We start from the raw sequence: 23,525 nt of genomic DNA, 5'->3' as shown, positions 1-23,525 counted from the left end.
CGGGAAACGGTGACGGCGGGACCGGAAGGCCCGAAGGCCCCGGCTCGGGGAGCCGGGGCCTTCGGGATGCCGTGCGGAACGTACCGTCCGTCGTCAGAGGTCCACGCCGTGGGAGCGGAGGTAGGCGACGGGATCCATGTCCGAGCCGTACTCCGGGCTCGTGCGGGCCTCGAAGTGCAGGTGGGGGCCGGTGACGTTCCCGGTGGCGCCCGAGAGGCCGATCTGCTGGCCGGGCTCGACCGACTGGCCGACCGAGACGCCGACGGACGACAGGTGGCCGTACTGGGTGTACGTGCCGTCGTGCATCCGGATCACGACCTGGTTGCCGTACGCCCCGCCCCAGCCGGCCTCGACGACGGTGCCGACGCCGACCGCGTGCACCGTGGTGCCGGTCGAGGCGTGGAAGTCGATGCCGGTGTGGCTGCCGGAGGACCACAGGGAGCTGCCGGCCTGGTACGCGGTGGACACGTAGGAGGCGGTGATCGGCGCGACGAAGGTGTTCAGGCGCTGGCGCTCGGCCTCGCGCGCTGCCCGTTCCTTGGCCTCGCGGGCCTCCTTGGCCGCTTCGGCGGCCCGCTCGCGCGCCGCCTCCATCGCCGCCTCGCGGGCGGCGGCGTCCAGGGCGGCCTGCTCCTGCGCGGTGGCCTGGGCGTCGATCTCCTCGGCCAGGGAGTCGCCGATGCTGACGACCGGGGTGAGTCCGGTCTGCTCGGCCTCGGGCTCGGCGGCGAGGGCCGGGGCCGCGAGGGTGCCGACGACGCCGGTGGTGGCGAGGGCCGCGACGCCCGCCGCGCGGGCGGTGGTGCGGTGCATGCGGCTGGGGCGGCGGTGCTTACCGGTGGCGCGCGTGAACGCCATGTAGAGGCTGGTCCTTTCCTTCCCTCTCGCCTACCGGGTTAGCTGACGGGTTCGGAGGTGGAAGGTCTCCTACGGACCCCCTCGCTGACGCGCGGGCGTCCGATTCACCCCAGGGACTGCGATGGGTCCCCGGCTCCCCTGGCTCGCGCCGTACGGGGACTCGGCGATGACTGTCCGGTGCCGCGGGTGCGGCGCACTGCCTGACGAACAGCCCGGACGACGCTAAACGCGGCTGTCTTCAATCCTCAAACGCAACAGGGTTTTTGTAGCGCACGCCACAGGGCAGACGGGCAGCCTCTCCCCCAATTCGGACATGACACGGCCCTGGTGACGTTCCGGTCACCAGGGCCGTGCGCGCGCGTGCCACTACTCGGCGGCCACGACGGTGACTTCGCCGATGCCGAGGGCTTCGACGGGCTCCTTGATCTGCGCCGCGTCACCGACGAGGACCGTCACCAGACGGTCCGCCGGGAAGGCGCTGACGACGGCCGCGGTCGCCTCCACGGTGCCGGTGGCGGCGAGTTGGCGGTACAGCGTGGCCTGGTAGTCGTCGGGCAGGTGCTGCTCGACCTGGTCGGCCAGCGTGGCGGCGACGGCCGCCGCCGTCTCGTACTTCAGCGGCGCCACGCCCACCAGGTTCTGCACGGCGACATCGCGCTCGGCGTCGGTGAGCCCGCCCTCGGCGAGCGTGCGCAGCACCGTCCACAGGTCCTGCAGCGCCGGGCCGGTGTTGGGCGTGTCGACCGAGCCGCTGATGGCCAGCAGCGAGGCGCCCGTACCGTCGGGCGCGGACCGCATCACCTGACCGAACGACCGGACACCGTAGGTGTATCCCTTCTCCTCGCGCAGGACGCGGTCCAGGCGCGAGGTGAGGGTGCCGCCGAGGCAGTACGTGCCGAGCACCTGCGCGGGCCAGACGCGGTCGTGCCGGTCGGGTCCGGTGCGGCCGATCAGCAGCTGCGTCTGGACGGCGCCGGGACGGTCCACGATGACGACCCGTCCGGTGTCGTCGGCGGTCACCGGCGGCACGGGGCGCGGCTCGGCGGCGGAGCCGGTCCACGCGCCGAGGGTCTCGCCGAGCAGCGCGTCGAGGTCGACGCCGGTGAGGTCGCCGACGACCACGGCGGTGGCCGTGGCGGGGCGGACGTGCTTCTCGTAGAAGGCGCGGACGGCCGCCGCGTCGATGGCCGCTACCGTCTCCTCGGTGCCCTGGCGCGGACGGGACATCCGCGAGTCGGCCGGGAACAGCTCCTTGGAGAGCTCCTTGGCGGCGCGGCGCGAGGGGTTGGCCAGCTCGTGCGGGATCTCGTCGAGCCGGTTGCGCACCAGCCGCTCGACCTCGCTGTCCGCGAACGCGGGCGCCCGGAGCGCGTCGGCGACCAGACCGAGGGCCTTGGCCAGGCGCGAGACGGGCACCTCCAGGCTGAGCCGGACACCGGGGTGGTCCGCGTGCGCGTCGAGGGTGGCGCCGCAGCGCTCCAGCTCGGCGGCGAACTCCTCCGCGGAGTGCTTGTCGGTGCCCTCGGAGAACGCGCGCGCCATGATGGTGGCCACGCCGTCCAGACCGGCGGGCTCGGCTTCCAGCGGGGCGTTCAGCGACACCTCGACGGCGACGACCTGCTGGCCCGGGCGGTGGCAGCGCAGCACGGTGAGGCCGTTGTCGAGGCTGCCCCGCTCGGGGGCCGGGAACGCCCACGGCTTGGGCTCGCCGGCCTGCGGCCGGGGGTGGAATTCCATGGTGGCGAGCTCGGTCACTTGGCCGCCTCCTCGTTCTCGTCGGTGGAGCCGGCGTCGGTCACCGAGACGGTGACGGTGGTCGTGTCGGAGTCGGCGTCGTCGGCCGGGGCGGTGGGCTCGTAGACGAGGACCGCGCGGTTGTCGGGGCGCAGGCGGGCCTTGGCGACCTCCTGGACCTCCTCGGCCGTCACCTCGAGCACCCGCTGCACGGCGGTGAGGGCGAGCTGCGGGTCGCCGAACAGGACGGCGTACCGGCACAGTTCGTCGGCGCGGCCGGCGACCGTGCCGAGCCGGTCCAGCCACTCGCGCTCCAACTGGGCCTGGGCGCGCTCCATCTCCTCGGCCGTGGGGCCCTCCTCGGCGAACCGGGCGAGCTCCTCGTCGATGGCGGACTCGATGACGGGCACCTCGACGTCACCGGAGGTCTTCACGTCCAGCCAGCCCAGGGAGGGCGCCCCGGCCAGCCGCAGGACGCCGAAGCTTGCGGCCACGGCCGTGCGGTCGCGCCGTACGAGCCGGTTGTACAGGCGGGACGACTCGCCGCCGCCCAGGACGGTGAGGGCCAGGTCGGCCGCGTCGCACGCGCGCGTGCCGTCCTCCGGAAGGCGGTAGGCCGCCATCAGGGCGCGGGCCGGGACCTCCTCCTCGACGACCTCGCGCAGCTCCTCGCCCATGACGTCGGGCAGCGAACCGTCCCGCGGGGGCTGCTTGCCGTCGTGCGAGGGGATGGAGCCGAAGTACTTCTCGATCCAGGCGAGCGTCTGCTCGGGGTCGATGTCGCCGACGACGGACAGCACCGCGTTGTTCGGCGCGTAGTAGGTGCGGAAGAACGCGCGCGCGTCCTCCAGCGTCGCCGCGTCCAGGTCCGCCATCGAGCCGATCGGCGTGTGGTGGTAGGGGTGGCCCTCCGGGTACGCGAGGGCGGTGAGCCTCTCGAAGGCGGTGCCGTAGGGCACGTTGTCGTAGCGCTGGCGGCGCTCGTTCTTGACGACGTCCCGCTGGTTCTCCATGGACTCGTCGTCGAGGGCGGTGAGCAGGGAGCCCATGCGGTCGGCCTCCAGCCAGAGGGCGAGCTCCAGCTGGTGGGCGGGCATCGTCTCGAAGTAGTTGGTGCGCTCGAAGCTGGTGGTGCCGTTGAGCGAGCCGCCGGCTCCCTGCACCAGCTCGAAGTGCCCGTTGCCCTTGACCTGGGCGGAGCCCTGGAACATCAGGTGCTCGAAAAGGTGAGCCAGGCCGGTACGCCCCTTGACTTCGTGGCGCGAGCCGACGTCGTACCAGAGGCACACCGCCGCGACCGGGGTCAGGTGGTCCTCGGAGAGCACCACGCGCAGGCCGTTGGCCAGGCGGTGCTCGGTCGCTGTCAGGCCGCCGGAGCCTGCCTGGGCTGTGGCCGTGTGACCCATGGGCATGTACGTCCCTTCGCTCGCAGAATTTCGGTGGAGCCGTCGGCGGAACTGCGGAATTCCGCCGGTCCTGCCACTGTATGCAAGCGTGCGGGCCACCGGTGGAGTTCCCGGGCCGCGTACGCCGAGAGCGAGAACGGTTCGGCGGGCCGCCGGGGACGAGGCCGCGGAGCGAGGGCGTACCCTGCGGGCAGCGCCGGGCCGGGCAGCCCGTGACGGGTCCTGGTCGGTCGCTGTCAGTGCCGCGGTCCACAATGGACCGCGTCAGATCACCGTTCACGCTTCAGCAAGGAGCCGGCAGCGATGGCCCGCCGTAGTACGAAGACCCCGCCGCCCGACGACTCGTACGAGGAGAAGATCCTCGACATCGACGTCGTCGACGAGATGCAGGGCTCCTTCCTCGAGTACGCGTACTCGGTCATCTACTCCCGTGCGCTCCCGGACGCCCGCGACGGCCTCAAGCCGGTGCACCGCCGCATCGTGTACCAGATGAGCGAGATGGGCCTGCGGCCCGAGCGCGGCTATGTGAAGTGCGCCCGTGTCGTCGGCGAGGTCATGGGCAAGCTGCACCCGCACGGCGACGCGTCGATCTACGACGCGCTGGTGCGCATGGCGCAGCCCTTCTCCATGCGCGTGCCGCTGGTCGACGGCCACGGCAACTTCGGCTCGCTGGGCAACGACGACCCGCCGGCCGCCATGCGGTACACCGAGTGCCGGATGGCCGAGGCAGCCGGTCTGATGACGGAGTCCATCGACGAGGACACCGTCGACTTCGGCCCCAACTACGACGGCCAGGAGCAGGAGCCGGTGGCCCTGCCCGCCGCCTTCCCGAACCTGCTGGTCAACGGCGCCTCCGGCATCGCGGTCGGCATGGCCACGAACATGCCGCCGCACAACCTGCGCGAGGTCATCGCGGCCGCCCGGCATCTGATCCGGTATCCGAACGCCGACCTCGAAGCCCTGATGAAGCACGTGCCGGGCCCCGACCTGCCCACCGGCGGCCGGATCGTCGGCCTCTCCGGCATCCGGGACGCGTACGAGACGGGCCGCGGCACGTTCAAGATCCGCGCGACGGTGTCCGTGGAGACCGTGACGGCCCGCCGCAAGGGCCTGGTCGTCACCGAGCTGCCCTTCGCGGTCGGCCCCGAGAAGGTGATCGCGAAGATCAAGGACCTGGTCGGCTCCAAGAAGCTCCAGGGCATCGCGGACGTCAAGGACCTCACCGACCGCGAGCACGGACTGCGCCTGGTCATCGAGATCAAGAACGGCTTCGTGCCGGAGGCGGTGCTGGAGCAGCTCTACAAGCTGACGCCGATGGAGGAGTCCTTCGGCATCAACAACGTCGCCCTGGTCGACGGCCAGCCCCTCACGCTCGGGCTCAAGGAGCTGCTGGAGGTCTACCTCGACCACCGGTTCAACGTGGTGCGGCGCCGCAGCGAGTTCCGCCGCGGCAAGCGGCGCGACCGGCTCCACCTGGTCGAGGGCCTGCTCACCGCCCTGGTCGACATCGACGAGGTCATCCGCCTCATCCGCTCCAGCGAGAACTCTGCGCAGGCCAAGCAGCGCCTGATCGACCGATTCTCGCTGAGCGACGTCCAGACCCAGTACATCCTGGACACGCCGCTGCGTCGGCTGACCAAGTACGACCGCATCGAGCTCGAGGCGGAGAAGGACCGGCTGAACGCGGAGATCGAGGAGCTGACCCGGATCCTCGAGTCGGATGCGGAGCTGCGCAAGCTGGTCTCGGGCGAACTGGCGGCGGTGGCCAAGAAGTTCGGCACCGACCGGCGTACGCTCCTGCTGGAGTCGGCCGGCACCCCGGTGGCCGCCGTGTCGCTCCAGGTGGCGGACGACCCGTGCCGGGTGCTGCTGTCCTCGACGGGCCTGCTGGCCCGCACGGCGGACGACGAGCCGCTCGTCACGGAGGCCGGTGCCAAGCGCGTCAAGCACGACCTGATCGTGTCGGCGGTGCCCGCCACGGCCCGCGGCGAGATCGGCGTGGTGACCTCCGGCGGGCGGCTGCTGCGGGTGAACGTGGTCGACCTCCCCCAGCTCCCGGACCCGCTGCCGACGCCGAACCTGTCGGGCGGCGCGCCCCTCGCCGAGTTCGTGTCCCTGGAGGACGACGAGACGGTCGTCTGCCTGACCACGCTGGACGAGTCCTCGCCGGGCCTGGCGCTCGGCACCCTGCAGGGCGTCGTCAAGCGTGTGGTGCCCGACTACCCGTCCAACAAGGACGAGTTGGAGGTCATCACACTGAAGGACGGCGACCGGATCGTCGGCGCGGCCGAGCTGCGCACCGGCGAGGAGGACCTGGTCTTCATCACGGACGACGCACAGCTGCTGCGCTACCAGGCCTCGCAGGTCCGTCCCCAGGGCCGGCCGGCGGGCGGTGTGGCGGGCATCAAGCTCGCCGAGGGCGCGAAGGTCATCTCGTTCACGGCGGTGGACCCGGCGGCGGACGCGGTCGTCTTCACGGTCGCGGGGTCGCGGGGCACGCTGGACGACTCCGTCCAGACCACGGCCAAGCTGACCCCCTTCGACCAGTATCCGCGCAAGGGCCGGGCCACGGGTGGCGTGCGCTGCCAGCGGTTCCTGAAGGGCGAGGACTGTCTGGCCCTGGCCTGGGCGGGCCCGACCCCGGCGCGTGCCTCGCAGAAGAACGGCACACCGGCCCAGCTTCCGGAGATCGACCCGCGCCGCGACGGCTCGGGCGTGTCGTTGCCGAAGACGGTGGCGGTGGTGGCGGGCCCCGCCTAGGAGGTGAGCGGCGGCTCCTCGCCGCCCGGCTCCGCCGGGTCGCCGTCCTCCGGGGTGCCGTCCTCCGGGTCCGGTACGTAGCGCAGGACGCCCCACATGCCGTGTTCGTCGGCGTGGGGGGCGTCGCTGCGGCACGCGTCGAGTTCCCTGCCGAGCGCGGAGGCATCGATGCCGGCGCCGATCAGGACGAGCTGGGTGAGGCGCGGGCCGGCGGACGCCCAGGGCTGCGGGTAGAAACGCAGGAAGCGTCCGACGGCGTGGACGGCGTACCGGTTGCGCCTGTCGTGCGGCCCGAAGTCCACGTAGCCCTTGATCCGGTACAGCCCCTCGGGCCTGCTGTCCAGGAACCGCATCAGCCGGCGCGGGTCGAGGGGCACGTCGGAGACGAAGGACACGCTGTCGTAGGCGGTGTGCAGATGGCCGGGATCGGCGTCGCCCGGGCCGTGGTCGTGCAGGTCGTCGAAGGACAGCTGCCCGATGCGCTCCTCGCTGGGCCGGCAGTCGAAGAGGAACTCGGGGTCGATGCGCCCGTGGGCCGCGGGGAGCACGGCCGCGCCGTCGACGAGGGAACGGACGAGGGCGAGGACGCGTTCGGCGTCCGGCGCCCGGTCGGTCTTGTTGACCACGACGAGGTCGGCCAGCGCCAGGTGGCGGTCGATCTCGGGGTGCTTCGCGCGCGTGGCGTCGAACTCGGCCGCGTCGACGACCTCGACGAGGCCGCCGTACACGATCTCCCGCTGTTCGCTGGCGAGCAGCATGCGCACCAGTTCCTGCGGCTCGGCGAGGCCGCTGGCCTCGATCACGATGACGTCGATGCCGGCGTCGGGCCGGGCCAGCCGCTCCAGGTATCCGTCGAGTTCACCGGCGTCGACGGCACAGCACAGACAGCCGTTGCCGAGCGAGACGGTGGAGTCGCCGAGGGCGCCGGCCACGGCCATGGCGTCGATCTCGATGGAGCCGAAGTCGTTGACGAGGGCTCCGATGCGACTGCCTCCGCTGCGGTGCAGGAGGTGGTTGAGCAGGGTGGTCTTTCCGGAGCCGAGGAATCCGGCGAGTACGACGACCGGGATCTGCCGGGAAGTCGGGCGCTGCCCCACCACACGTCCTCTCTCTCACACCTGGGCGTACACCGGCCCGCGGCAGGAGTGCCCGCGGAACGGAACTGCCTGTTCAGGATACGAGCAGGTGAGGTAGGTCCGGAGTGAACGATTGTTAGCACCCCGTGCGGGGCAGACGTTGGACATGGCGCCGGACTGTGCGACCCTCGCCCGTCTCCGCGCGCCTCCTCTCCGCCTCCCCGCCGATCAGAGCCGCTCGGCACCCTGGAGGCGGCAAGCGCTGCTCATCGCTCGCCGGTCCCCGTCAGCCCACCCGCACGCGACGACCGGTGGGCGGTCGCCTGATTCGGGGGTTGACATGACCACACAGAAGAAGGTCAGGGGGAGGTTCGGCTCCGCGGCAGCGAGCATGCTGCTCGTCACGGCAGGGACGGCGCTGGCGCGCCTGTACGCCCGGCAACTGGAACTGAGGGAGCGGTCGATCCGGCGCCAGTCGCTGGCCCATCAGCAGCGTATCCACTGGGAGTTGCTGGTCAGGGCGATCGACGACCCCTCACTGGCCGAGGTCATCGACACCTACGACGAGAACATCCCGGCGGCGAGGCGACGCCAGTTCTTCTACGCCAACGCCTGGTACGTGAATCTCTTCCACCTCTACCGCGCAGGACTGATCGACCAGGAGGAGTTCTACAAGCACGCGCGAGAGATCTTCCAGAACCCCCTGATGCGGGAGTACTGGGACGCCTCGCAGCGGCAGCGCGCCACGCTGAAGCAGTCGTCCGACGAAGCGCGGCTCGGGCGGTTGGTCGACGACCTGATCCACGACCTCGAGGATGCCGACACCGACGAGTGGTGGGTGGTGGGGCATCCGCCGGGGAGTGAGTGAGCGACGGGCCGCCCCTCGCGGGTGAGTCAGCGAATTTTCGGCTTTCCGGTCACCCACGTCCTCACCGACACCACTAATGTGCGGTCACCCAGAGCGCTGGCGTCAGCGCCCTGCTGACGGCCCACCCTCGTGCCGGGCGGGCCCAGGTGACTGGAGGTTGTCACATGACCCTGCAAGCGATCGTGTTCCTCGCCGTGGCCGCGACCGCCGGCTGGCTGGTGTACCGACGCGAAGGGATAGGCATGGGCATGACGGTCGGCGTCGCCGTCCTGGGTGCGCTGTGCCTGCTGTCCGGGATCGACCCGGCTCCGTCGGCGGACGCCCCGCCCACCACCCCGCAGCAGACCACGACCCAGCCGTCCGCACCGTCTTCCGGGGCCTGAGCGCCCACCATTCGGAGGCCGACACGAGCAAGTCCCGAGGAGAAGAACACACGGCACTCGTTGAACGCCAGTAACGTGCTGCCCGCCCCTGTACCCCCTCATCTGTAAGGACCGGTACCCCTTGAAAATCGTGCGCCGCATCGGTGTACCTCCCAGTGCGCGCGGCAGTGCCTCAGGCGCCAACTGCCCCGACGTGTTCGAGTTGAGCGACGGCAACTTCGCCGTCATCGGAACCGAGGCCACCGAGGCGCTGGAGCGGGAGCTGCCCGCCGACGCCGCTCGCGCCGACTACGAACGCATCGTCGTCGTCAGCCGGGAAACGCTGATCCGCGCCAAGGCGGACATCCCCGACGCCTGACGTCGTGGCCCACGTCTCCCCGGGCAGCGCGGCACCCCCGTCCTCGCTCGTCGCTCCCCGACCTGGCCCGGCGCCGGAACGGCACCAGGCCCTCACGTCTCTCAGGCCACCGCGGGCACCCCGACCGGTGCCTGCGGGCCCACGTACCGGGCCGCCGGACGGATGATCTTCGAGTCCCCGGCCTGTTCCAGGATGTTCGCGCTCCAGCCCACGACCCGGGCCGCCGCGAACGTCGGCGTGAACATCTCGCGCGGCAGACCGCACAGCTCCATGACCACGCCCGCGTAGAACTCGACGTTCGTGTGCAGTTCCCGCCCGGGCTTCAGCTCCGCGAGGATCGCCTCCACCTGGCGCTCCACCTCGACCGCGAACTCCACGCGGGGGCCGCCGAATTCCTGCGCCACCTCCCGGAGCAGCCGGGAGCGGGGGTCCTCCGTGCGGTAGACCGCGTGTCCGAAGCCCATGATGCGCTCGCCGGCGAGCACCCGTTCACGGATCCAGGGGTCGATGCGGTCGGGCGTGCCGATCGCGTCCAGGGTGTCCAGCGCCCGGCTCGGCGCCCCGCCGTGCAGCGGCCCGGACAGCGCCGCCACCGCTCCGGCGAGGCAGGCCGCCACGTCCGCGCCCGTCGAGGCGATGACCCGTGCGGTGAACGTTGACGCGTTGAAGCCGTGGTCAATGGTGGAGATGAGGTACTGCTCGACCGCCCGCGTGCTCCGCTCGTCCGGCTCCGTGCCGGTCAGCATGTACAGGTAGTTCGCCGCGTAGGGCAGGTCCTCGCGCGGCTCCACCGGTTCGAGTCCCCGCCCGAGACGGTGCAGCGCGGTGAGGAGCGTCGGTACGGCCGCGGCGGCCACGAGGGTGTCCTGGCGGCGCCTGCCCGCGTCCAGGTCGTACACCGGCCGGAATCCCTCGGCCGCGCCCAACAGGGACAGCGCCGTGCGCATCCCGGCCAGCGGGCCGGAGCGTCCGCCGGCCGCCGCGACGGCGGGCAGCACGGCCCTCACCTCGTCGGGCAGCCGCCGCAGCGCCGTTGTCTCCGCGGCGAAGGCGGCACCGCGCCGCGCGTCCGGCAGTTCGCCGTCGACCAGGAGGTGCCAGACGTCCTCGAAGGTACGCGTCCGCGCCAGTTCGACGGCCGAGTACTGCCGGTAGTGGTAGAAGCCCTCGAGCCCTCTGACGTCACCGACCTCGGTGTCGGTGACCACGACTCCCGCGAGTCCCCGCGGCACGTTGACAGACATGTTCTCCTCCTTCAAGTCAATACAACTGTCTATAGTTGACTATCCGTCTGTCAACGTTGATTGAATCAATGTTCTGCAGGAACCGGACCAGAGGATCGATACGGTGACCCCCATGCGCGATCAAGAACCCGGCCGGCCCGCCGCCACCGAGCAGCGCCTGACCACCCGGGAGGCCGCCGAGCTGCTGGGCGTGAAGCCCGAGACGGTGTACGCGTACGTCAGCCGCGGCCTGCTCAGCAGCCGCCGCTCACCCGGCGGCCGGGGCAGCACCTTCGACGTCCAGGAGGTGCGGGCCCTCGCCCGCCGCAGCCGGCGCGACAGCGGTTCCGCCGCCGGTGCCGGTACCCCCGCCCAGGCCTCCGGTCAGGAACTGACCGTCCGCACCCGGATCACACTCATCGAGCAGGACCGGTACTACTACCGGGGCGTCGACGCGGTGGAGCTCGCCTCGCGCCACAGCTACGAGGAGGTCGCCGAGTGGCTGTGGACCGGGCGGCTGCGCCCCGGCGTCTCCTTCACCGCGCCCGAGGAATCGGTGGCGGTCGCCCGTCGGGCCGTCGACGCCCTGCCCGAGCACGCCGGCCCCGCCGACCGGCTGCGCGTCGCGGCCATCGCCGCCGCCGCCGCGGACCCGCTGCGCTTCGACCTGTCCGAGGACGCCGTGCTGGGCACCGCCCGCGTCCTCATCCCCACGCTGGTCGCCGCCCTGCCGCCCGTGCTGGGCGAACGCGCCGACCGGGGCCCGCTCGCCCACCGGCTGTGGACCCGGCTGAGCGGGCGTCCGGCCGACGAGGCGTCGCTGCACGTCCTCGACACCGCGCTCTCCCTGCTCGTCGACCACGACCTCGCCGCCTCCACGCTCGCCGTGCGGATCGCCGCGTCGGCCCGGGCGCACGCTTACGCGGCCGTGTCCGCCGGGCTCGGCGTGATCGAGGGCCCGTTGCACGGCGCGGCCGGCGGCCTCGCCCACCGGATGCTGCTGGAGGTGCTCGACCAGGGCAGCGCGGCACCGGTGATCGCCGAGGAACTGCGGGCCGGCCGCCGGATTCCGGGCCTCGGCCACCGGCTCTACCCCGGCGAGGACCCACGCGCGCGTGCGCTGTTCACGCTTCTGGAGGACGTTCCCGGGGCCGCGCCCGCCCTCGCCGCGGCCCGCGACGTGGTGGCCACCACCGCCCGCCACACCCCCCTGCACGCCAACGTCGACCTGGCCCTCGCCGTGTTCACCGCCGCGTCCGGCATGCCCGCCACCGCCAGCGAGACCGTCTTCGCGGTGGCCCGCACGGCGGGCTGGATCGCACACGCTCTGGAGGAGTACGGGGAACGCCCGCTGCGCATGCGGCCCAGCGGTCTGTACTCGGGTCCGAGGCCGCCGCAGCCCCTGCCGGAGTAGCCCGCGAGCGGGGCTGGAAGTCACCGCGGCCCAACTCAGGTTAGGCTCACCTCTGTGAGTACGTGCTCAACCGTCTCCCGGGGCCTCGACGAGCCCGTTTCCGGGACAGCACCGGTCGCGAGGACCTGGCTGCTGCTCGAGCAGCCCGGCCCCTGGGGTGCGAAGGCGCTGACGTCGAGCCACCTGGACCCCGCGCTGGGCCGCGCCCTGGAGGCGGCCGTGAAGGGGACCGGCGTGCGCATCGCGCTCATCCGCCGTCCCGGACGTCACGCGGACCGCCACACCTCCGCGGACCGCCGTGTGTACGCAGCTCACACCACGCCGGGCAACGCGTGGGTGCAGGGCACCGTTCTCACGGACCCCCGCCGGCTGCTCGACCTCGACTTCGCCGCGCTCGGCAGGGGCGACCGCGGCTCCTTCGACACGACGCTCGCGGGCCGCCCCCACACCGGCGATCCGCTCGTCCTCGTCTGCACCAACGGCAAGCGCGACCGCTGCTGCGCCCTCCTGGGCCGTCCGCTGGCCGCCGAGCTCGCCGCCTCCGGCTTCGAGGGCGTCTGGGAGGTCACCCACCTCGGCGGGCACCGCTTCTCGCCGACGATGCTCGTCCTGCCCCACGGATACGCGTACGGCAGGGTCCGGGCCGACGACGTCCGGGACATCCTGCACGGCGTCCGGGACGGCCGGATCGTGGTGGACAACTGCCGCGGGAACTCCGCGTGGGACCGGCCCGGCCAGGCGGCCGAACTGGCCCTGCGCTCGGCGCTGGGCGAGCACGCCGCACAGGTGCTCACCGTCGTGCGCACCGACGGCCGCGCCCCGCAGTGGGAGGTGACCGTCGCCCACGCCGACGGGCGGCACTGGCGGGTCACCGTCGCCCAGGGCGCGTCCCTGCCGGCCCGCCCGGAGAGCTGCGGGGCCTCGGTGCTGGGCTCGCCCGCCCGGATGGAGGTCACGGCGGTCCGTGAACTGACGGTGACGGCGCTGGCGAGCTGAGGCGGATCCCGGGATCGGTGACGGCGGGCTGAGGCGGGGCCCGGAGCCCCGGACCACCAGGTCGTGCGCCCGCGCGCGTGGGGAACCTCGCGAGGCCCCCTGCACGAGATCCGCACCACACCCCGCCACGGCACGCCGCGGCCCCCACGTACCGTCATGGGTATGAGCTCCACTCCCCCCGCTCGCCGCCTGCGCCTCGGTCTGCCGCGGCGGATGTTCTCCCAGGTGCTGCTGATGCAGCTGGCGATCGCCGCGGGAGTCGCCGTGCTCGCGACCGGGCTCTTCCTGGCACCGCTCGGTGACCAGCTGGACGACCAGGCGATGCGCCGGGCCCTCGCCATCGCGCAGACCACCGCGCAGCAGCCGCAGATCGTGCGGGACCTGCGCGGCACCCCGCCGACCGCGGGCGGCCCCGTGCAGCGGGAGACGGAGCGGATCCGCGAGGCGACCAAGGCGGAGTACGTCGTCGTGATGGACCGGCAGGGAGTGCGCTGGTCGCACACCGACCCGACGCGGATCGGCTCGGTCGTCTCCACCGACCCCGGCCAGGCCCTGGCCGGGCGTGAGGTCATGGAGATCGACGACGGCACCCTGGGCCGTTCGGCACGCGGCAAGGTCCCCCTGCGCGACAGCGACGGCGACATCGTCGGGGCGGTCTCGGTCGGCATCGCGTACGACAGCGTCCGGGCCCGGCTGATCCACGCCATCCCCGGGCTGCTCGCCTACGCAGGGGGCGCCCTGGCCGTCGGCGCGCTGGCGGCCTGGCTCATCGCGCGCCGGGTCCAGCGGCAGACGCGTGACCTGGCCTTCTCGGACATCGCGGGGCTGCTCGCGGAGCGCGAGGCCATGCTGCACGGCATCCGGGAGGGCGTCGTCGCCCTGGACCGCGGCGGCCGGGTCCGGCTCCTGAACGACGAGGCGCAGCGCCTGCTGGGCATCGGGCCGGAGGCCGTCGGCCGCTCCCCCGACGAGGCACTCGGCGCGGGCCGCACCGCCGACGTCCTGGCCGGACGGGTGACCGGCACCGACCTGCTGACCGTGCGCGGCCAGCGGGTCCTGGTCGCCAACCGGATGCCCACCGGCGACGGCGGCGCCGTCGCCACCCTGCGCGACCGCACCGAGCTGGAGCAGCTCGGCCGGGAGCTGGACTCGACGCGCGGTCTGATCGACGCCCTGCGCGCACAGGACCACGAGCACGCCAACCGCATGCACACGCTGCTGGGGCTGCTCGAACTGGAGATGTACGACGACGCCGTGGAGTTCGTCGGCGAGGTGGTCGGCGACCACCGGGCCACCGCGGAGCAGATCACCGAACGCATCCAGGACCCGCTGCTCGCCGCCCTGCTGGTCGGCAAGGCGACCGTCGCGGCCGAGCGTCAGGTCGCCCTGTGGGTGTCGGACCGGACCCGGCTGCCGGACCGCCTGGTCGACCCGAGGGGGCTCGTCACGGTCGTCGGCAACCTGGTCGACAACGCGCTGGACGCCGTGGCGGGCACACGGCACGCACGCGTGGAGGTCGAGTTGCGCGCGGAGGGCCGTGCGGTGACGCTCACGGTGCGCGACACGGGGCCGGGGGTGCCCCCGGAACACCGGGACCTGGTGTTCACGGAGGGCTGGTCCACCAAGGAACCGCCCGCGCATCGCCGGCGCGGCATCGGGCTCTCGCTGGTGCGCCGGCTCGCGGAGCGGCAGGGGGGCGGTGCCACCGTCCGCGCGGCGCACGGCGGAGGCGCGGAGTTCGTCGTCGTCCTGCCCGAGGCCCTGACCGGGGCGGAACCGGAGCCCGCTCTCACCGGACCCGTGAACGCCGCCCCCGTGAACACCGTCGCCGAGGAGGAGTCCCGATGATCGAGGTCCTGGTCGTGGACGACGACACGCGGGTCGCGCAGGTCAACGCCGCCTACGTCGAGAAGGTGCCCGGCTTCCATGTGGCCGGCGAGGCGCACAGCGCGGCCGAGGCGCTGCACCGGGTGGAGACCCTGCCCCGCCTGGACCTGATCCTGCTGGACCACTACCTGCCCGACCGGACCGGCCTGGAGGTCGTCCAGGAGATGCGGCGACGCGGTCACCAGACCGACGTGATCATGGTGACGGCGGCGCGGGACGTGTCGACCGTCCAGGCGGCGATGCGCCAGGGCGCACTGCAGTACCTCGTCAAGCCCTTCGCCTTCGCGGGCCTGCGCGCCAAGCTGGCGGCCTACGCCGAACTGCGCCGCACCCTCGACGGCGGAGGCGAGGCCGAGCAGGCGGAGGTGGACCGCATCTTCGGCGCCCTGTCGGCACCGTCGGAGCCGGGGCTGCCCAAGGGGCACTCCCCCACCACGGCCGAGCTGGTGCGCCAGTGCCTGGTCAACGCCGACGGGCCGCTGTCCGCCCAGGAGATCGCCGACCGGACGGGCGTGAGCCGCCAGACCGCCCAGCGCTATCTGAAGCTACTGGAACGCACGGGACGGGCCCGGCTGACCCTCAAGTACGGCGACGCGGGCCGCCCGGAACACCGCTACGAGTGGGCCACGCGCGCCTGAGCCGCCCGGCCCGTCTGCGCTGTGGCCCACTTCCCCGATCGGCGGCCTTCCCCAGACCGGCCGCCTTGCGCCTACACGGCCCCGGCCCCCGTCAGCGACCGCACCTCCGTCTCGGCGTGCCTGGCCTCGTCGGGGATCTCCGTCGAGGTGACCGTGCCGAGCCAGCCCGCGAGGAAGCCCAGCGGGACCGAGACGAGGCCGGGGTTCTGCAGCGGGAAGTACTGGAAGTCGGCGCCCGGGAACAGCGACTGCGGGCTGCCCGACACCACCGGCGACAGCAGCACCAGCGCCACGGCCGGGACCAGGCCGCCGTAGACCGCCCACACGGCGCCGCGGGTGGTGAAGCGGCGCCAGAACAGTGCGTAGAGCAGCACCGGCAGGTTGGCGGACGCGGCGACGGCGAAGGCGAGCCCCACGAGGAAGGCGACGTTGAGGTCGCGGGCGAGCAGGCCGAGCGCGATCGCGACGGCACCGATACCGACGGCGGCGATTCGTGCCACGGTGACCTCGCTGCGCGGCTCGGTGCCACGCCGCCGCAGGGACGCGTACAGATCGTGCGCCACGGAGGCCGAGGAGGCGAGGGTGATTCCGGCGACCACCGCGAGGATGGTGGCGAAGGCGACGGCCGCCACGACCGCGAACAGGACCGTGCCCCCGGTGGAGTCCGCGCCGCCGCCGAGGTCGAGCGCCAGCAGCGGCACCGCGGTGTTGCCCGCCGCGTTCGACGCCCGTACCGCGTCCGGCCCGACGACGGCGGCGGCACCGAAGCCGAGCACGATCGTCATCAGGTAGAAGCCGCCGATGAGGCCGATCGACCAGACCACCGACCGCCGCGCCGCGCGGGCGGTGGGCACCGTGTAGAAGCGGGACAGGATGTGCGGCAGCCCGGCCGTGCCCAGGACCAGGGCGAGTCCGAGGCTGATGAAGTCGAGCCGGGAGGTCCAGTCCCCGCCGTACGCCAGTCCCGGGGCCAGGAACGCCTCGCCGTGACCGCTGCGTCCGGCCGCCGTGCGCAGCAGCCGGTCGATGTCGCCGTGGAAGCGCACCAGGACGAGCGCGGTCAGCGCCACGGTGCCGCCGAGCAGCAGGACCGCCTTGACGATCTGGATCCAGGTGGTGGCCCGCATCCCGCCCAGCGACACATAGATCACCATCAGTGCGCCGACGCCGATGACTGTCCAGGTCCGCGCCGCGTCGCCGGTGCCCCCGAGCAGCAGCGCGACCAGGCTGCCCGCGCCCACCATCTGCGCCACCAGGTACAGCACGGACACGGTGACCGAGGAGGTACCCGCCGCGATGCGCACCGGCCGCTCCCTCATGCGCGCGGCCACGACGTCCGCCAGCGTGAACCTGCCGCAGTTGCGGACGAGTTCGGCGACCAGGAACAGCACGACGAGCCAGGCGACCAGGAAGCCCACCGAGTACAGCATGCCGTCGTAGCCGTACAGCGCGATGAGGCCGGAGATGCCCAGGAACGACGCGGCCGACATGTAGTCGCCCGCGATGGCAAAACCGTTCTCCATCGGGGAGAACAGACGACCCCCCGCGTAGAACTCCTCCGCCGATCCGTGCCGGTGACGGCTCACCCATGTCGTGATCCCCAAGGTGACCGCGACGAAGGTGCTGAACAGCAACAGGGCCAGTGTCTGGTGGTCCCCCGTCATCAGGCGCCGCCCCGGATGCCACGGGTCAGTTCCTGGGTGTCCCAGCGCAGTTCGAGTGCGGCGCGGTCCCTGCGCAGTCGAGCATGCCGGGCGTAGGCCCAGGTGAGCAGGAAGGTGGTGAGGAACTGTCCGAGTCCCGCCAGCATCGCCACGTTCACCGCCCCTGCCACCGGACGGGCCATCAGCCCGGGCGCCGCCGTGGCGGTCACCACGTAGGCGACGTACCAGACGAAGAAGGCGGCGGCCCCGGGCACCACGAACCTCCGGTACCGGCTGCGGACCTCCTGGAATGCCGCGCTGCGCTGCACCTCCAGGTACACCTCGGCCGCGTCGCGAGGAGCCTGCCCCGCCGCTTCCGAACGCATCGGGGGCACCGCCGCCACGGGAGCCGCCCCGCCCGCCGACTCGCCCCAACCGGAGGCGAGGGCGTCGTACCAGGGGTCGTCGTACCTCGGGCTCGCGGACGCCTCGGCACAGGCCTGGTCCCGGCCCTCGCGGTGGTCGACCGCGACGTCGGGGCCGTCCCCTCCGTCGCGGGGGCGATCGTTGCTTGACTGCATGCCCAAGGATGGACAGAACGGGAAGATCCCTGACTCTTCTTCCCCACCCATTTCACCCCATCAGGTGACTCATCCCGCTGGTGGCCGCACGATCCCCTTGCCGTACGCGTAACGCACCGCCTGGGCGCGGTCCTTGATGCCCGTCTTGGCGAACAGGTTGTTGATGTGGGTCTTCACCGTCGCCGTGGAGACATGCAGTCTCCGTGCGATCTCCTGGTTGCTGAACCCCTCGGCGATGAGGACCAGAACCTCGGTCTCCCGGGCGGTCAGCCCGTCCGGCGCCTGCGCCGCGGGAGCCTGCCGGGGTTCCGCCTCCGACAGGCGCTCCAGCAGGCGTCGTTGAACGGCCGGCGAGAGACCCGCGTCCCCGGACAGCACGCTGTGCACCGCCCGGACGATCTCGTCCCCGCCCGCGTCCTTGGTGAGGTATCCGCGCGCTCCCGCCTTCAGAGCGGGGAAGAGCGACTCGTCGTCCGCGAAGGTGGTGAGGACGACGACCTGGGTACCGGGGTGTTCGGCCCGGATCCTCCGGGTCGCCTCGACTCCGTCGCAGCGGGGCATCCGCAGGTCCATCAGCACCACGTCCGGTGCGAGTTCGGCGACCAGCCGCACCGCCTCCTCGCCGTCCCCCGCGGCACCGACGACCTCGACGCCGGGCAGCAGCCCGAGGAGCATGACGATGCCCTCCCGCACGACCGTCTGGTCGTCCACGACCACCACCCGCGCCGACGGGTCCCGTGCCTCCTCCGTCATACGGGCACCTTCAACGTCACCACGAACCCCTCCTCGCCCGGGCCTGCCCGCAGCGAGCCGCCCAGCAACTCGGCACGCTCCCGCATGCCCAGAAGACCGTACCCACCTCCGGCGCCGGTCGGTTCGCCCGGCGCGCCTCCCGAGTCCCGGACGTCCAGCGTCACTTCACGGGCGCTGTATTCCAGCCGCACCCGGACCGTGGCCCCGGGAGCGTGCTTCCGGGCGTTGGTCAGGGCCTCCTGGGCGACCCTGCGCACCGCTTGCGACGCCTCGGCCGGCAGCGGTCTGCGCTCACCTGTGACGGTGACCTCGGCGCCGTCCGCCGTGCTGACGAGCTGGGCAAGGAAGTCCTCCAGCGGGGTCAGGTCCCCGCGCAGGGCGGACAGCGCCTGCCGGGTCTCCGCGAGTCCGTCGCGGGCCATTCCCCGTGCTGCCACCACTCGTTCGAGGATCTCCTCCCGGTCCGCGCCTCGTTCGATCAGCAGTCGGGCCGCCTCCAGGTGGACCAGCTGCGCCGAGAGGCTGTGCGCCAGCACGTCGTGGATCTCCCGCGCGATACGGGCCCGTTCGGCGAGGGCCGCCGACTCCGCCTCGGCCGCCCGTGCCGCCCGCTCCTGCGCGAGCAGCCGCTGCGCGTTCCCCCGTGCCTCCGCGTCCAGCCTCAGCACGTATCCGGCGAGCGCCAGTCCGGCCATCGTGGCCGCTGTGGACAGCCACTCGTCGTCGTTGAAGGCGGCATAGGAGGCCAGGGCGACCGTGGTCGCGGGGAGAGCCGCCGCGAGAGGCAGCCGTTCCAGCGCGGAGACGGCGCAGCCGCACCAGATGACGAGGGCGGGGATCCGCAGATCGGCGGCCTGGGAGACGGCCGCCACGCCCAGCATCGCCGTCACGAGCGCCAGGGACGGCCACAGCCGGTGCTCGAGGGTGGTCCGACCGAAGGCCCAGGCCGCGCAGACGGTCACCAGCGCTCCGGCCACCGCCGCTACCGCTCCCCACCCCCGCACCGGGCTGCGCGTGAACGTGCCCCACAGCAGCATGCCGAACACCAGCAGGCGGACGGCCCAGGTCAGCAGGCGTCTGCGACCGGAGATCCCGGCGCGCCCGAGTGCCTCCTTGGAGGGCCACCGGGTCCAGACGTCCTCCGTCACGCGGGCTCCTTCCGGGCGAGGCGGGGCACGAGGTCTCCGTACGTGGCGCCGGCCACCGCCTTCGAACCCGATGTCCGGGTGCGCCAGGCGAGGGTCCCGGAGCGGGCGAGGAGTGTCGCCGCGAGGGCCAGGAGCACGGCGGAGGTGTCCTGACGCACCCCCAGGGCCGCGGCGGCCGCGAAGAGGGCCGCACGCAGCGCGATGCCGGCGGTCCACACGGCGATGCTCGCCCGGCTGCCTCTGCTCCACACGGCACCGTCCGCCGACACCCATATGCGGGTGGCCCACGCCCATCCGACTCCGGTGCCCACACCGATCAGCAGCTCCGCGGCGAGCAGCAGCACCGACACCAGAGGGTGGTGGGTGTCGGTCAGGCCCGGCTCCCGCAGGGCGATGACACCCAGGACCGCGGGCGCGAGCCACCAACGCCTGTCCGTGTCGATGCGGTGCGCGCGGAACTGGCGGGCGACGACCAGTCCGGCCACAGCCACGATCGTGAGCGCGTCGAGGAGCCCGGACATCACAGCCTCCCTGAACGGAAGAAGGTCGGTGCCGGCGGCGGACACCGCCGACGCCTTCGACGCTACGCACACCACGAGGTCAGAGGATCGGCGCCCGGGTGGATCATGGGTGGAGCCTCGACGGGCAGGGGACTCCACCCACGGGTGGAGAGTCTCGTGGACAGCCCCGCCGGGGACCCTGCCGGGAGCCCCCTGCGACGGCACCCGTGACGACGCCCCGCCCACCGAACAGCCCGCAGCCCGGCCCGGGCCCCGTCCGGTGAACCAGGAGACGGGGCCCGGGCCGGGCCGGGAATCACGGCTAGGCGTCGATGCGCGACCGGTCCAGCGTCGCCGCCGAGTTGGAGATGAACTCCTTGCGGGGAGCGACGTCGTTGCCCATCAGCAGGTCGAAGACCTGCTCCGCGGATTCCAGATCGGTGAGGTTGATCCGGCGCAGCGTACGGCGGCGCGGGTCCATGGTGGTCTCGGCCAGCTGGTCTGCGTCCATCTCGCCGAGGCCCTTGTACCGCTGGATGGAGTCCTTGTACCGGATGCCCTTGGTCTGGAACTCCATGAGCTTGTCGCGCAGCTCGCGGTCCGAGTACGTGTAGACGTACTTGTCCTGGCCCTTCTTCGGCTGCGTGAGCTCGATCCGGTGCAGCGGCGGCACCGCGGCGAAGACCCGGCCGGCCTCGACCATGGGCCGCATGTAGCGGTGGAACAGAGTCAGGAGCAGCGTCCGGATGTGGGAGCCGTCCACATCGGCGTCGGTCATCATGATGATCTTGCCGTAACGGGCCGTGTCGATGTCGAAGGTACGGCCCGACCCGGCTCCTATGACCTGGATGATCGCGCCGCACTCGGCATTCTTCAGCATGTCCGTCACGGACGACTTCTGGACGTTGAGGATCTTGCCGCGGATCGGCAGCAGGGCCTGGAACTCGGAGTTCCGGGCGAGCTTGGCCGTGCCCAGCGCGGAGTCGCCCTCGACGATGAACAGCTCGCTGCGGTCGACGTCGTCGCTGCGGCAGTCGGCGAGCTTCGCGGGCAGCGAGGAGGACTCCAGGGCCGTCTTGCGGCGCTGGGCGTCCTTGTGCTGGCGGGCGGCGATGCGGGTACGGGCCGCGGCGACGGCCTTCTCCATGACCACACGGGCCTGCTGGGCGGCGTCACGCTTGGTCGAGGTCAGGAACGCCTTGAGTTCCTTGCTGATCACGTTGTTCACGATGCGCCGGGCCGCCGAGGTGCCGAGGACCTCCTTGGTCTGCCCCTCGAACTGGGGCTCGGCGAGACGGACCGTGACGACGGCCGTGAGGCCCTCCAGGGCGTCGTCCTTGACGATGTCGTCCTCGGCCACACGCAGCAGCTTCTTCGCCCGCAGCGCCTCGTTCATCGTCTTGGCGACCGCCTGCTCGAAGCCGGCGACGTGGGTGCCGCCCTTGGGCGTGGCGATGATGTTGACGAACGACTTCACCGTGGTGTCGTATCCGGTGCCCCACCGCATGGCGACGTCGACGCCGAGTTCGCGGGTGACCTCGGTGGGCGTCATCTGCCCGTACTCGTCGAGGACCGGGACGGTCTCCTTGAAGCTGCCCTGCCCGCTGAAGCGGAGGACGTCGCAGACGGGCCGGTCGCTGGCCAGGAACTCGCAGAACTCGCTGATGCCGCCGTCGAAGCGGAAGGACTCCTCGCCCTTGCTGCCGCCGTCGCCGAGCCCGAACTCGTCCCGGACGACGATGGTCAGTCCGGGCACCAGGAACGCGGTCTGGCGGGCACGCTGGTGCAGCGTCTCCAGGGAGAGCTTGGCGTCCTTCAGGAAGATCTGCCGGTCGGCCCAGTACCGCACGCGCGTACCGGTGCGGTTCTTGGGGATCTTCTTGGCCTTGCGCAGTCCGCTCCCGGCCTCGAACTTGGCGTCGGGACCTGCGCCCGCGAACGCGCCCGGGACTCCGCGCCGGAAGCTGATGGCGTGGGTGTTCCCGCCGCGGTCCACCTCGATGTCGAGTCGGGCGGACAGGGCGTTGACCACGGACGCGCCGACGCCGTGCAGACCGCCCGAGGCGGCGTACGAGCCGCCGCCGAACTTGCCGCCGGCGTGCAGCTTGGTCATGACGACCTCGACGCCGGACAGGCCGGTCTTGGGCTCGACGTCGACCGGGATGCCCCGGCCGTTGTCCCGGACCTCCACCGACGCGTCGTCGTGGAGGATCACCTCGATGTGGTCGCAGTAACCCCCGAGGGCCTCGTCGACGGAGTTGTCGATGATCTCCCAGAGGCAGTGCATCAGGCCACGGCTGTCGGTCGATCCGATGTACATGCCCGGACGCTTGCGCACTGCCTCGAGCCCCTCGAGGACGAGCAGGTGCCGCGCGGTGTAGTTGGACCCGTCCCGGTCTGCTCCTGCCAGCAGCGCAGTGGACGGCACGGACGTCTCGGCGGTCACGCGGTTCGCTCCTCGCTGAATTTCAGATGGGGCCCCGCTGGGTAAGGGCGCGGCTCGGTTCACCGGTCAGAGGGTACAGAGGCCTGGTAGAGCCGGTGTAACGCCACCCTCGCGGAAATCTCAGCCTAGTCCACAGTCGTATACTTGTTCGATCCCTCGATGGAGTGAAGTACACATCACGTTCCCTTCGAGGCATGAACCATTTAGGCTCCGGGCACGTCCTCATGAACAAACCGGCAACCCAGCCGGCGGGACCGAGGACCGATCCACCGACCGACTGCGCGAACCCGTACGACACAGAGACACGCAATACGGCACATTCGCCGCCAACCGGCAACAGCCGGCCACTCGGAAGAAATTTTTTCGAGGAAAAGCCACGAGCGGGAACGTTTTGGGGCTGGTTGGATGTTGACCCTGGTACGACAGCTCGTCGAGCTAGAGAAGAGGCGACGTGACTACTGTTCTGACTTCCGCGAGCCCGCTGACGGCCGCTGATCGCTGCGACCGCTGCGGCGCCCAGGCATACCTGCGCGTCGTCCTGCTGAGCGGCGGAGAACTGCTCTTCTGCGCCCACCACGGTCGCAAGTTCGAGCCGGAACTCAAGAAGATCGCCGCTGAGATACAGGACGAGACGGAGCGGCTGACGGCCGTTCCCGCGTCTTCCCCCGAGGAAGACCGCTGACGCTGCGCGCCCGACGACGAGCGAACCGGCGCATCGAGCGGTCCGGCGCCGACGCGGTGATCGCCCAGGGCGTCGAGGCCGGCGGACACCAGGGCACCCACCCGGACTGCTACACGCAGGCGAAGAATTACTACGCGTCCATGGTGACGTTCACCCACTACGGGGAAAAGG

The 23,525-nt window shown here is 71.9% G+C and carries 20 protein-coding genes, 1 pseudogene and 1 riboswitch; of the genes and pseudogenes, 10 read left to right on the top strand and 11 right to left on the bottom strand.

Going from position 1 to position 23,525, the window contains the following annotated elements:
• Positions 1-93: 93 nt before the first annotated feature.
• The 3 genes from AB0E77_RS28985 to AB0E77_RS28975 all read right to left on the bottom strand — a co-directional run bounded on the left by AB0E77_RS28985 (position 94) and on the right by AB0E77_RS28975 (position 4,004).
• On the bottom strand, positions 94-858 hold the full coding sequence (locus tag AB0E77_RS28985; protein WP_361576216.1) for a M23 family metallopeptidase: 765 nt from the start codon (positions 856-858) through the stop codon (positions 94-96).
• A 12-nt stretch (positions 859-870) separates the two neighbouring features.
• Positions 871-1,034: riboswitch (cyclic di-AMP (ydaO/yuaA leader) on the bottom strand.
• Between the two features lie 190 nt (positions 1,035-1,224).
• Positions 1,225-2,613, bottom strand: coding sequence for a pitrilysin family protein (locus tag AB0E77_RS28980; RefSeq protein ID WP_361576213.1), 1,389 nt, complete (start codon positions 2,611-2,613; stop codon positions 1,225-1,227).
• Positions 2,610-4,004: a pitrilysin family protein gene (locus tag AB0E77_RS28975; RefSeq protein ID WP_361576210.1), complete on the bottom strand. Its 1,395-nt coding sequence runs from the start codon at positions 4,002-4,004 to the stop codon at positions 2,610-2,612. Before AB0E77_RS28975 ends, AB0E77_RS28980 begins: the two co-directional genes overlap by 4 nt.
• Positions 4,005-4,301: 297 nt before the next feature.
• On the opposite strand from AB0E77_RS28975, the gene AB0E77_RS28970 reads away from it, so the two are divergent.
• Positions 4,302-6,758: a DNA topoisomerase IV subunit A gene (locus AB0E77_RS28970; protein WP_361576207.1), complete on the top strand. Its 2,457-nt coding sequence runs from the start codon at positions 4,302-4,304 to the stop codon at positions 6,756-6,758.
• On the opposite strand, the gene AB0E77_RS28965 is transcribed toward AB0E77_RS28970, so the two are convergent.
• On the bottom strand, positions 6,755-7,855 hold the full coding sequence (locus AB0E77_RS28965) for a GTP-binding protein (RefSeq protein ID WP_361576204.1): 1,101 nt from the start codon (positions 7,853-7,855) through the stop codon (positions 6,755-6,757). The two genes, AB0E77_RS28970 and AB0E77_RS28965, sit on opposite strands and share 4 nt — an antisense overlap.
• Positions 7,856-8,174: 319 nt before the next feature.
• Between AB0E77_RS28965 and AB0E77_RS28960 the strand changes: the two genes are divergently transcribed.
• From AB0E77_RS28960 to AB0E77_RS28950, 3 genes are all read left to right on the top strand, one after another.
• Entirely contained in the window at positions 8,175-8,702 is a 528-nt protein-coding gene (locus tag AB0E77_RS28960) for a DUF6082 family protein (protein WP_361576201.1), read from the top strand.
• Positions 8,703-8,866: 164 nt separating this feature from the next.
• Entirely contained in the window at positions 8,867-9,085 is a 219-nt protein-coding gene (locus AB0E77_RS28955) for a hypothetical protein (protein ID WP_361576198.1), read from the top strand.
• Between the two features lie 121 nt (positions 9,086-9,206).
• A complete protein-coding gene (locus tag AB0E77_RS28950; protein ID WP_029393384.1) occupies positions 9,207-9,443 on the top strand; it encodes a hypothetical protein in 237 nt (78 codons plus the stop codon).
• A 101-nt stretch (positions 9,444-9,544) separates the two neighbouring features.
• Here the strand turns inward: AB0E77_RS28950 and AB0E77_RS28945 are convergent, their stop codons facing one another.
• Positions 9,545-10,687, bottom strand: a complete 1,143-nt coding sequence (locus AB0E77_RS28945) for a citrate synthase/methylcitrate synthase (protein ID WP_361576195.1) — start codon at positions 10,685-10,687, stop codon at positions 9,545-9,547.
• A 112-nt stretch (positions 10,688-10,799) separates the two neighbouring features.
• On the opposite strand from AB0E77_RS28945, the gene AB0E77_RS28940 reads away from it, so the two are divergent.
• From AB0E77_RS28940 to AB0E77_RS28925, 4 genes are all read left to right on the top strand, one after another.
• A complete protein-coding gene (locus AB0E77_RS28940) occupies positions 10,800-12,080 on the top strand; it encodes a citrate synthase (protein WP_361576192.1) in 1,281 nt (426 codons plus the stop codon).
• Positions 12,081-12,134: 54 nt separating this feature from the next.
• On the top strand, positions 12,135-13,076 hold the full coding sequence (locus tag AB0E77_RS28935) for a sucrase ferredoxin (protein WP_361576189.1): 942 nt from the start codon (positions 12,135-12,137) through the stop codon (positions 13,074-13,076).
• A 162-nt stretch (positions 13,077-13,238) separates the two neighbouring features.
• A complete protein-coding gene (locus AB0E77_RS28930) occupies positions 13,239-14,924 on the top strand; it encodes a sensor histidine kinase (RefSeq protein ID WP_361576186.1) in 1,686 nt (561 codons plus the stop codon).
• Positions 14,921-15,601 carry a response regulator gene (locus AB0E77_RS28925; RefSeq protein ID WP_361576183.1) on the top strand — a complete coding sequence of 227 codons (681 nt, stop codon included), beginning with the start codon at positions 14,921-14,923 and terminating at the stop codon, positions 15,599-15,601. The genes AB0E77_RS28930 and AB0E77_RS28925 overlap by 4 nt, the downstream gene beginning before the upstream one ends.
• Before the next feature lie 71 nt (positions 15,602-15,672).
• On the opposite strand, the gene AB0E77_RS28920 is transcribed toward AB0E77_RS28925, so the two are convergent.
• From AB0E77_RS28920 to AB0E77_RS28895, 6 genes are all read right to left on the bottom strand, one after another.
• Entirely contained in the window at positions 15,673-17,265 is a 1,593-nt protein-coding gene (locus AB0E77_RS28920; protein ID WP_361576180.1) for a cation acetate symporter, read from the bottom strand.
• On the bottom strand, positions 17,265-17,825 hold the full coding sequence (locus AB0E77_RS28915; protein ID WP_361576177.1) for a DUF485 domain-containing protein: 561 nt from the start codon (positions 17,823-17,825) through the stop codon (positions 17,265-17,267). The genes AB0E77_RS28920 and AB0E77_RS28915 overlap by 1 nt, the downstream gene beginning before the upstream one ends.
• A 69-nt stretch (positions 17,826-17,894) precedes the next feature.
• Entirely contained in the window at positions 17,895-18,578 is a 684-nt protein-coding gene (locus AB0E77_RS28910; protein ID WP_361576174.1) for a response regulator transcription factor, read from the bottom strand.
• The gene (locus AB0E77_RS28905; RefSeq protein ID WP_361576171.1) at positions 18,575-19,726 is read right to left on the bottom strand and encodes a histidine kinase; all 1,152 of its coding nucleotides are present in this window, start codon (positions 19,724-19,726) and stop codon (positions 18,575-18,577) included. The genes AB0E77_RS28910 and AB0E77_RS28905 overlap by 4 nt, the downstream gene beginning before the upstream one ends.
• Positions 19,723-20,247 (bottom strand): DUF1453 domain-containing protein, encoded by a 525-nt coding sequence (locus AB0E77_RS28900; protein WP_361576168.1) that lies wholly within the window; start codon positions 20,245-20,247, stop codon positions 19,723-19,725. Before AB0E77_RS28900 ends, AB0E77_RS28905 begins: the two co-directional genes overlap by 4 nt.
• 301 nt (positions 20,248-20,548) lie before the next feature.
• Positions 20,549-22,672, bottom strand: coding sequence for a DNA topoisomerase IV subunit B (locus tag AB0E77_RS28895; RefSeq protein ID WP_361576165.1), 2,124 nt, complete (start codon positions 22,670-22,672; stop codon positions 20,549-20,551).
• Between the two features lie 451 nt (positions 22,673-23,123).
• On the opposite strand from AB0E77_RS28895, the gene AB0E77_RS28890 reads away from it, so the two are divergent.
• Positions 23,124-23,354: a hypothetical protein gene (locus AB0E77_RS28890; protein ID WP_161167239.1), complete on the top strand. Its 231-nt coding sequence runs from the start codon at positions 23,124-23,126 to the stop codon at positions 23,352-23,354.
• 26 nt (positions 23,355-23,380) lie between these two features.
• Positions 23,381-23,525, top strand: a pseudogene (locus tag AB0E77_RS28885) (nitronate monooxygenase); the annotation flags it as partial.

The sequence above is a fragment of the Streptomyces sp. NPDC032940 genome (genome assembly GCF_040636935.1).
Lineage (GTDB): Bacteria > Actinomycetota > Actinomycetes > Streptomycetales > Streptomycetaceae > Streptomyces.
The sequence above is the reverse complement of the archived record's forward strand: the minus strand, read 5'-3'. Positions and strand labels throughout refer to the sequence as shown.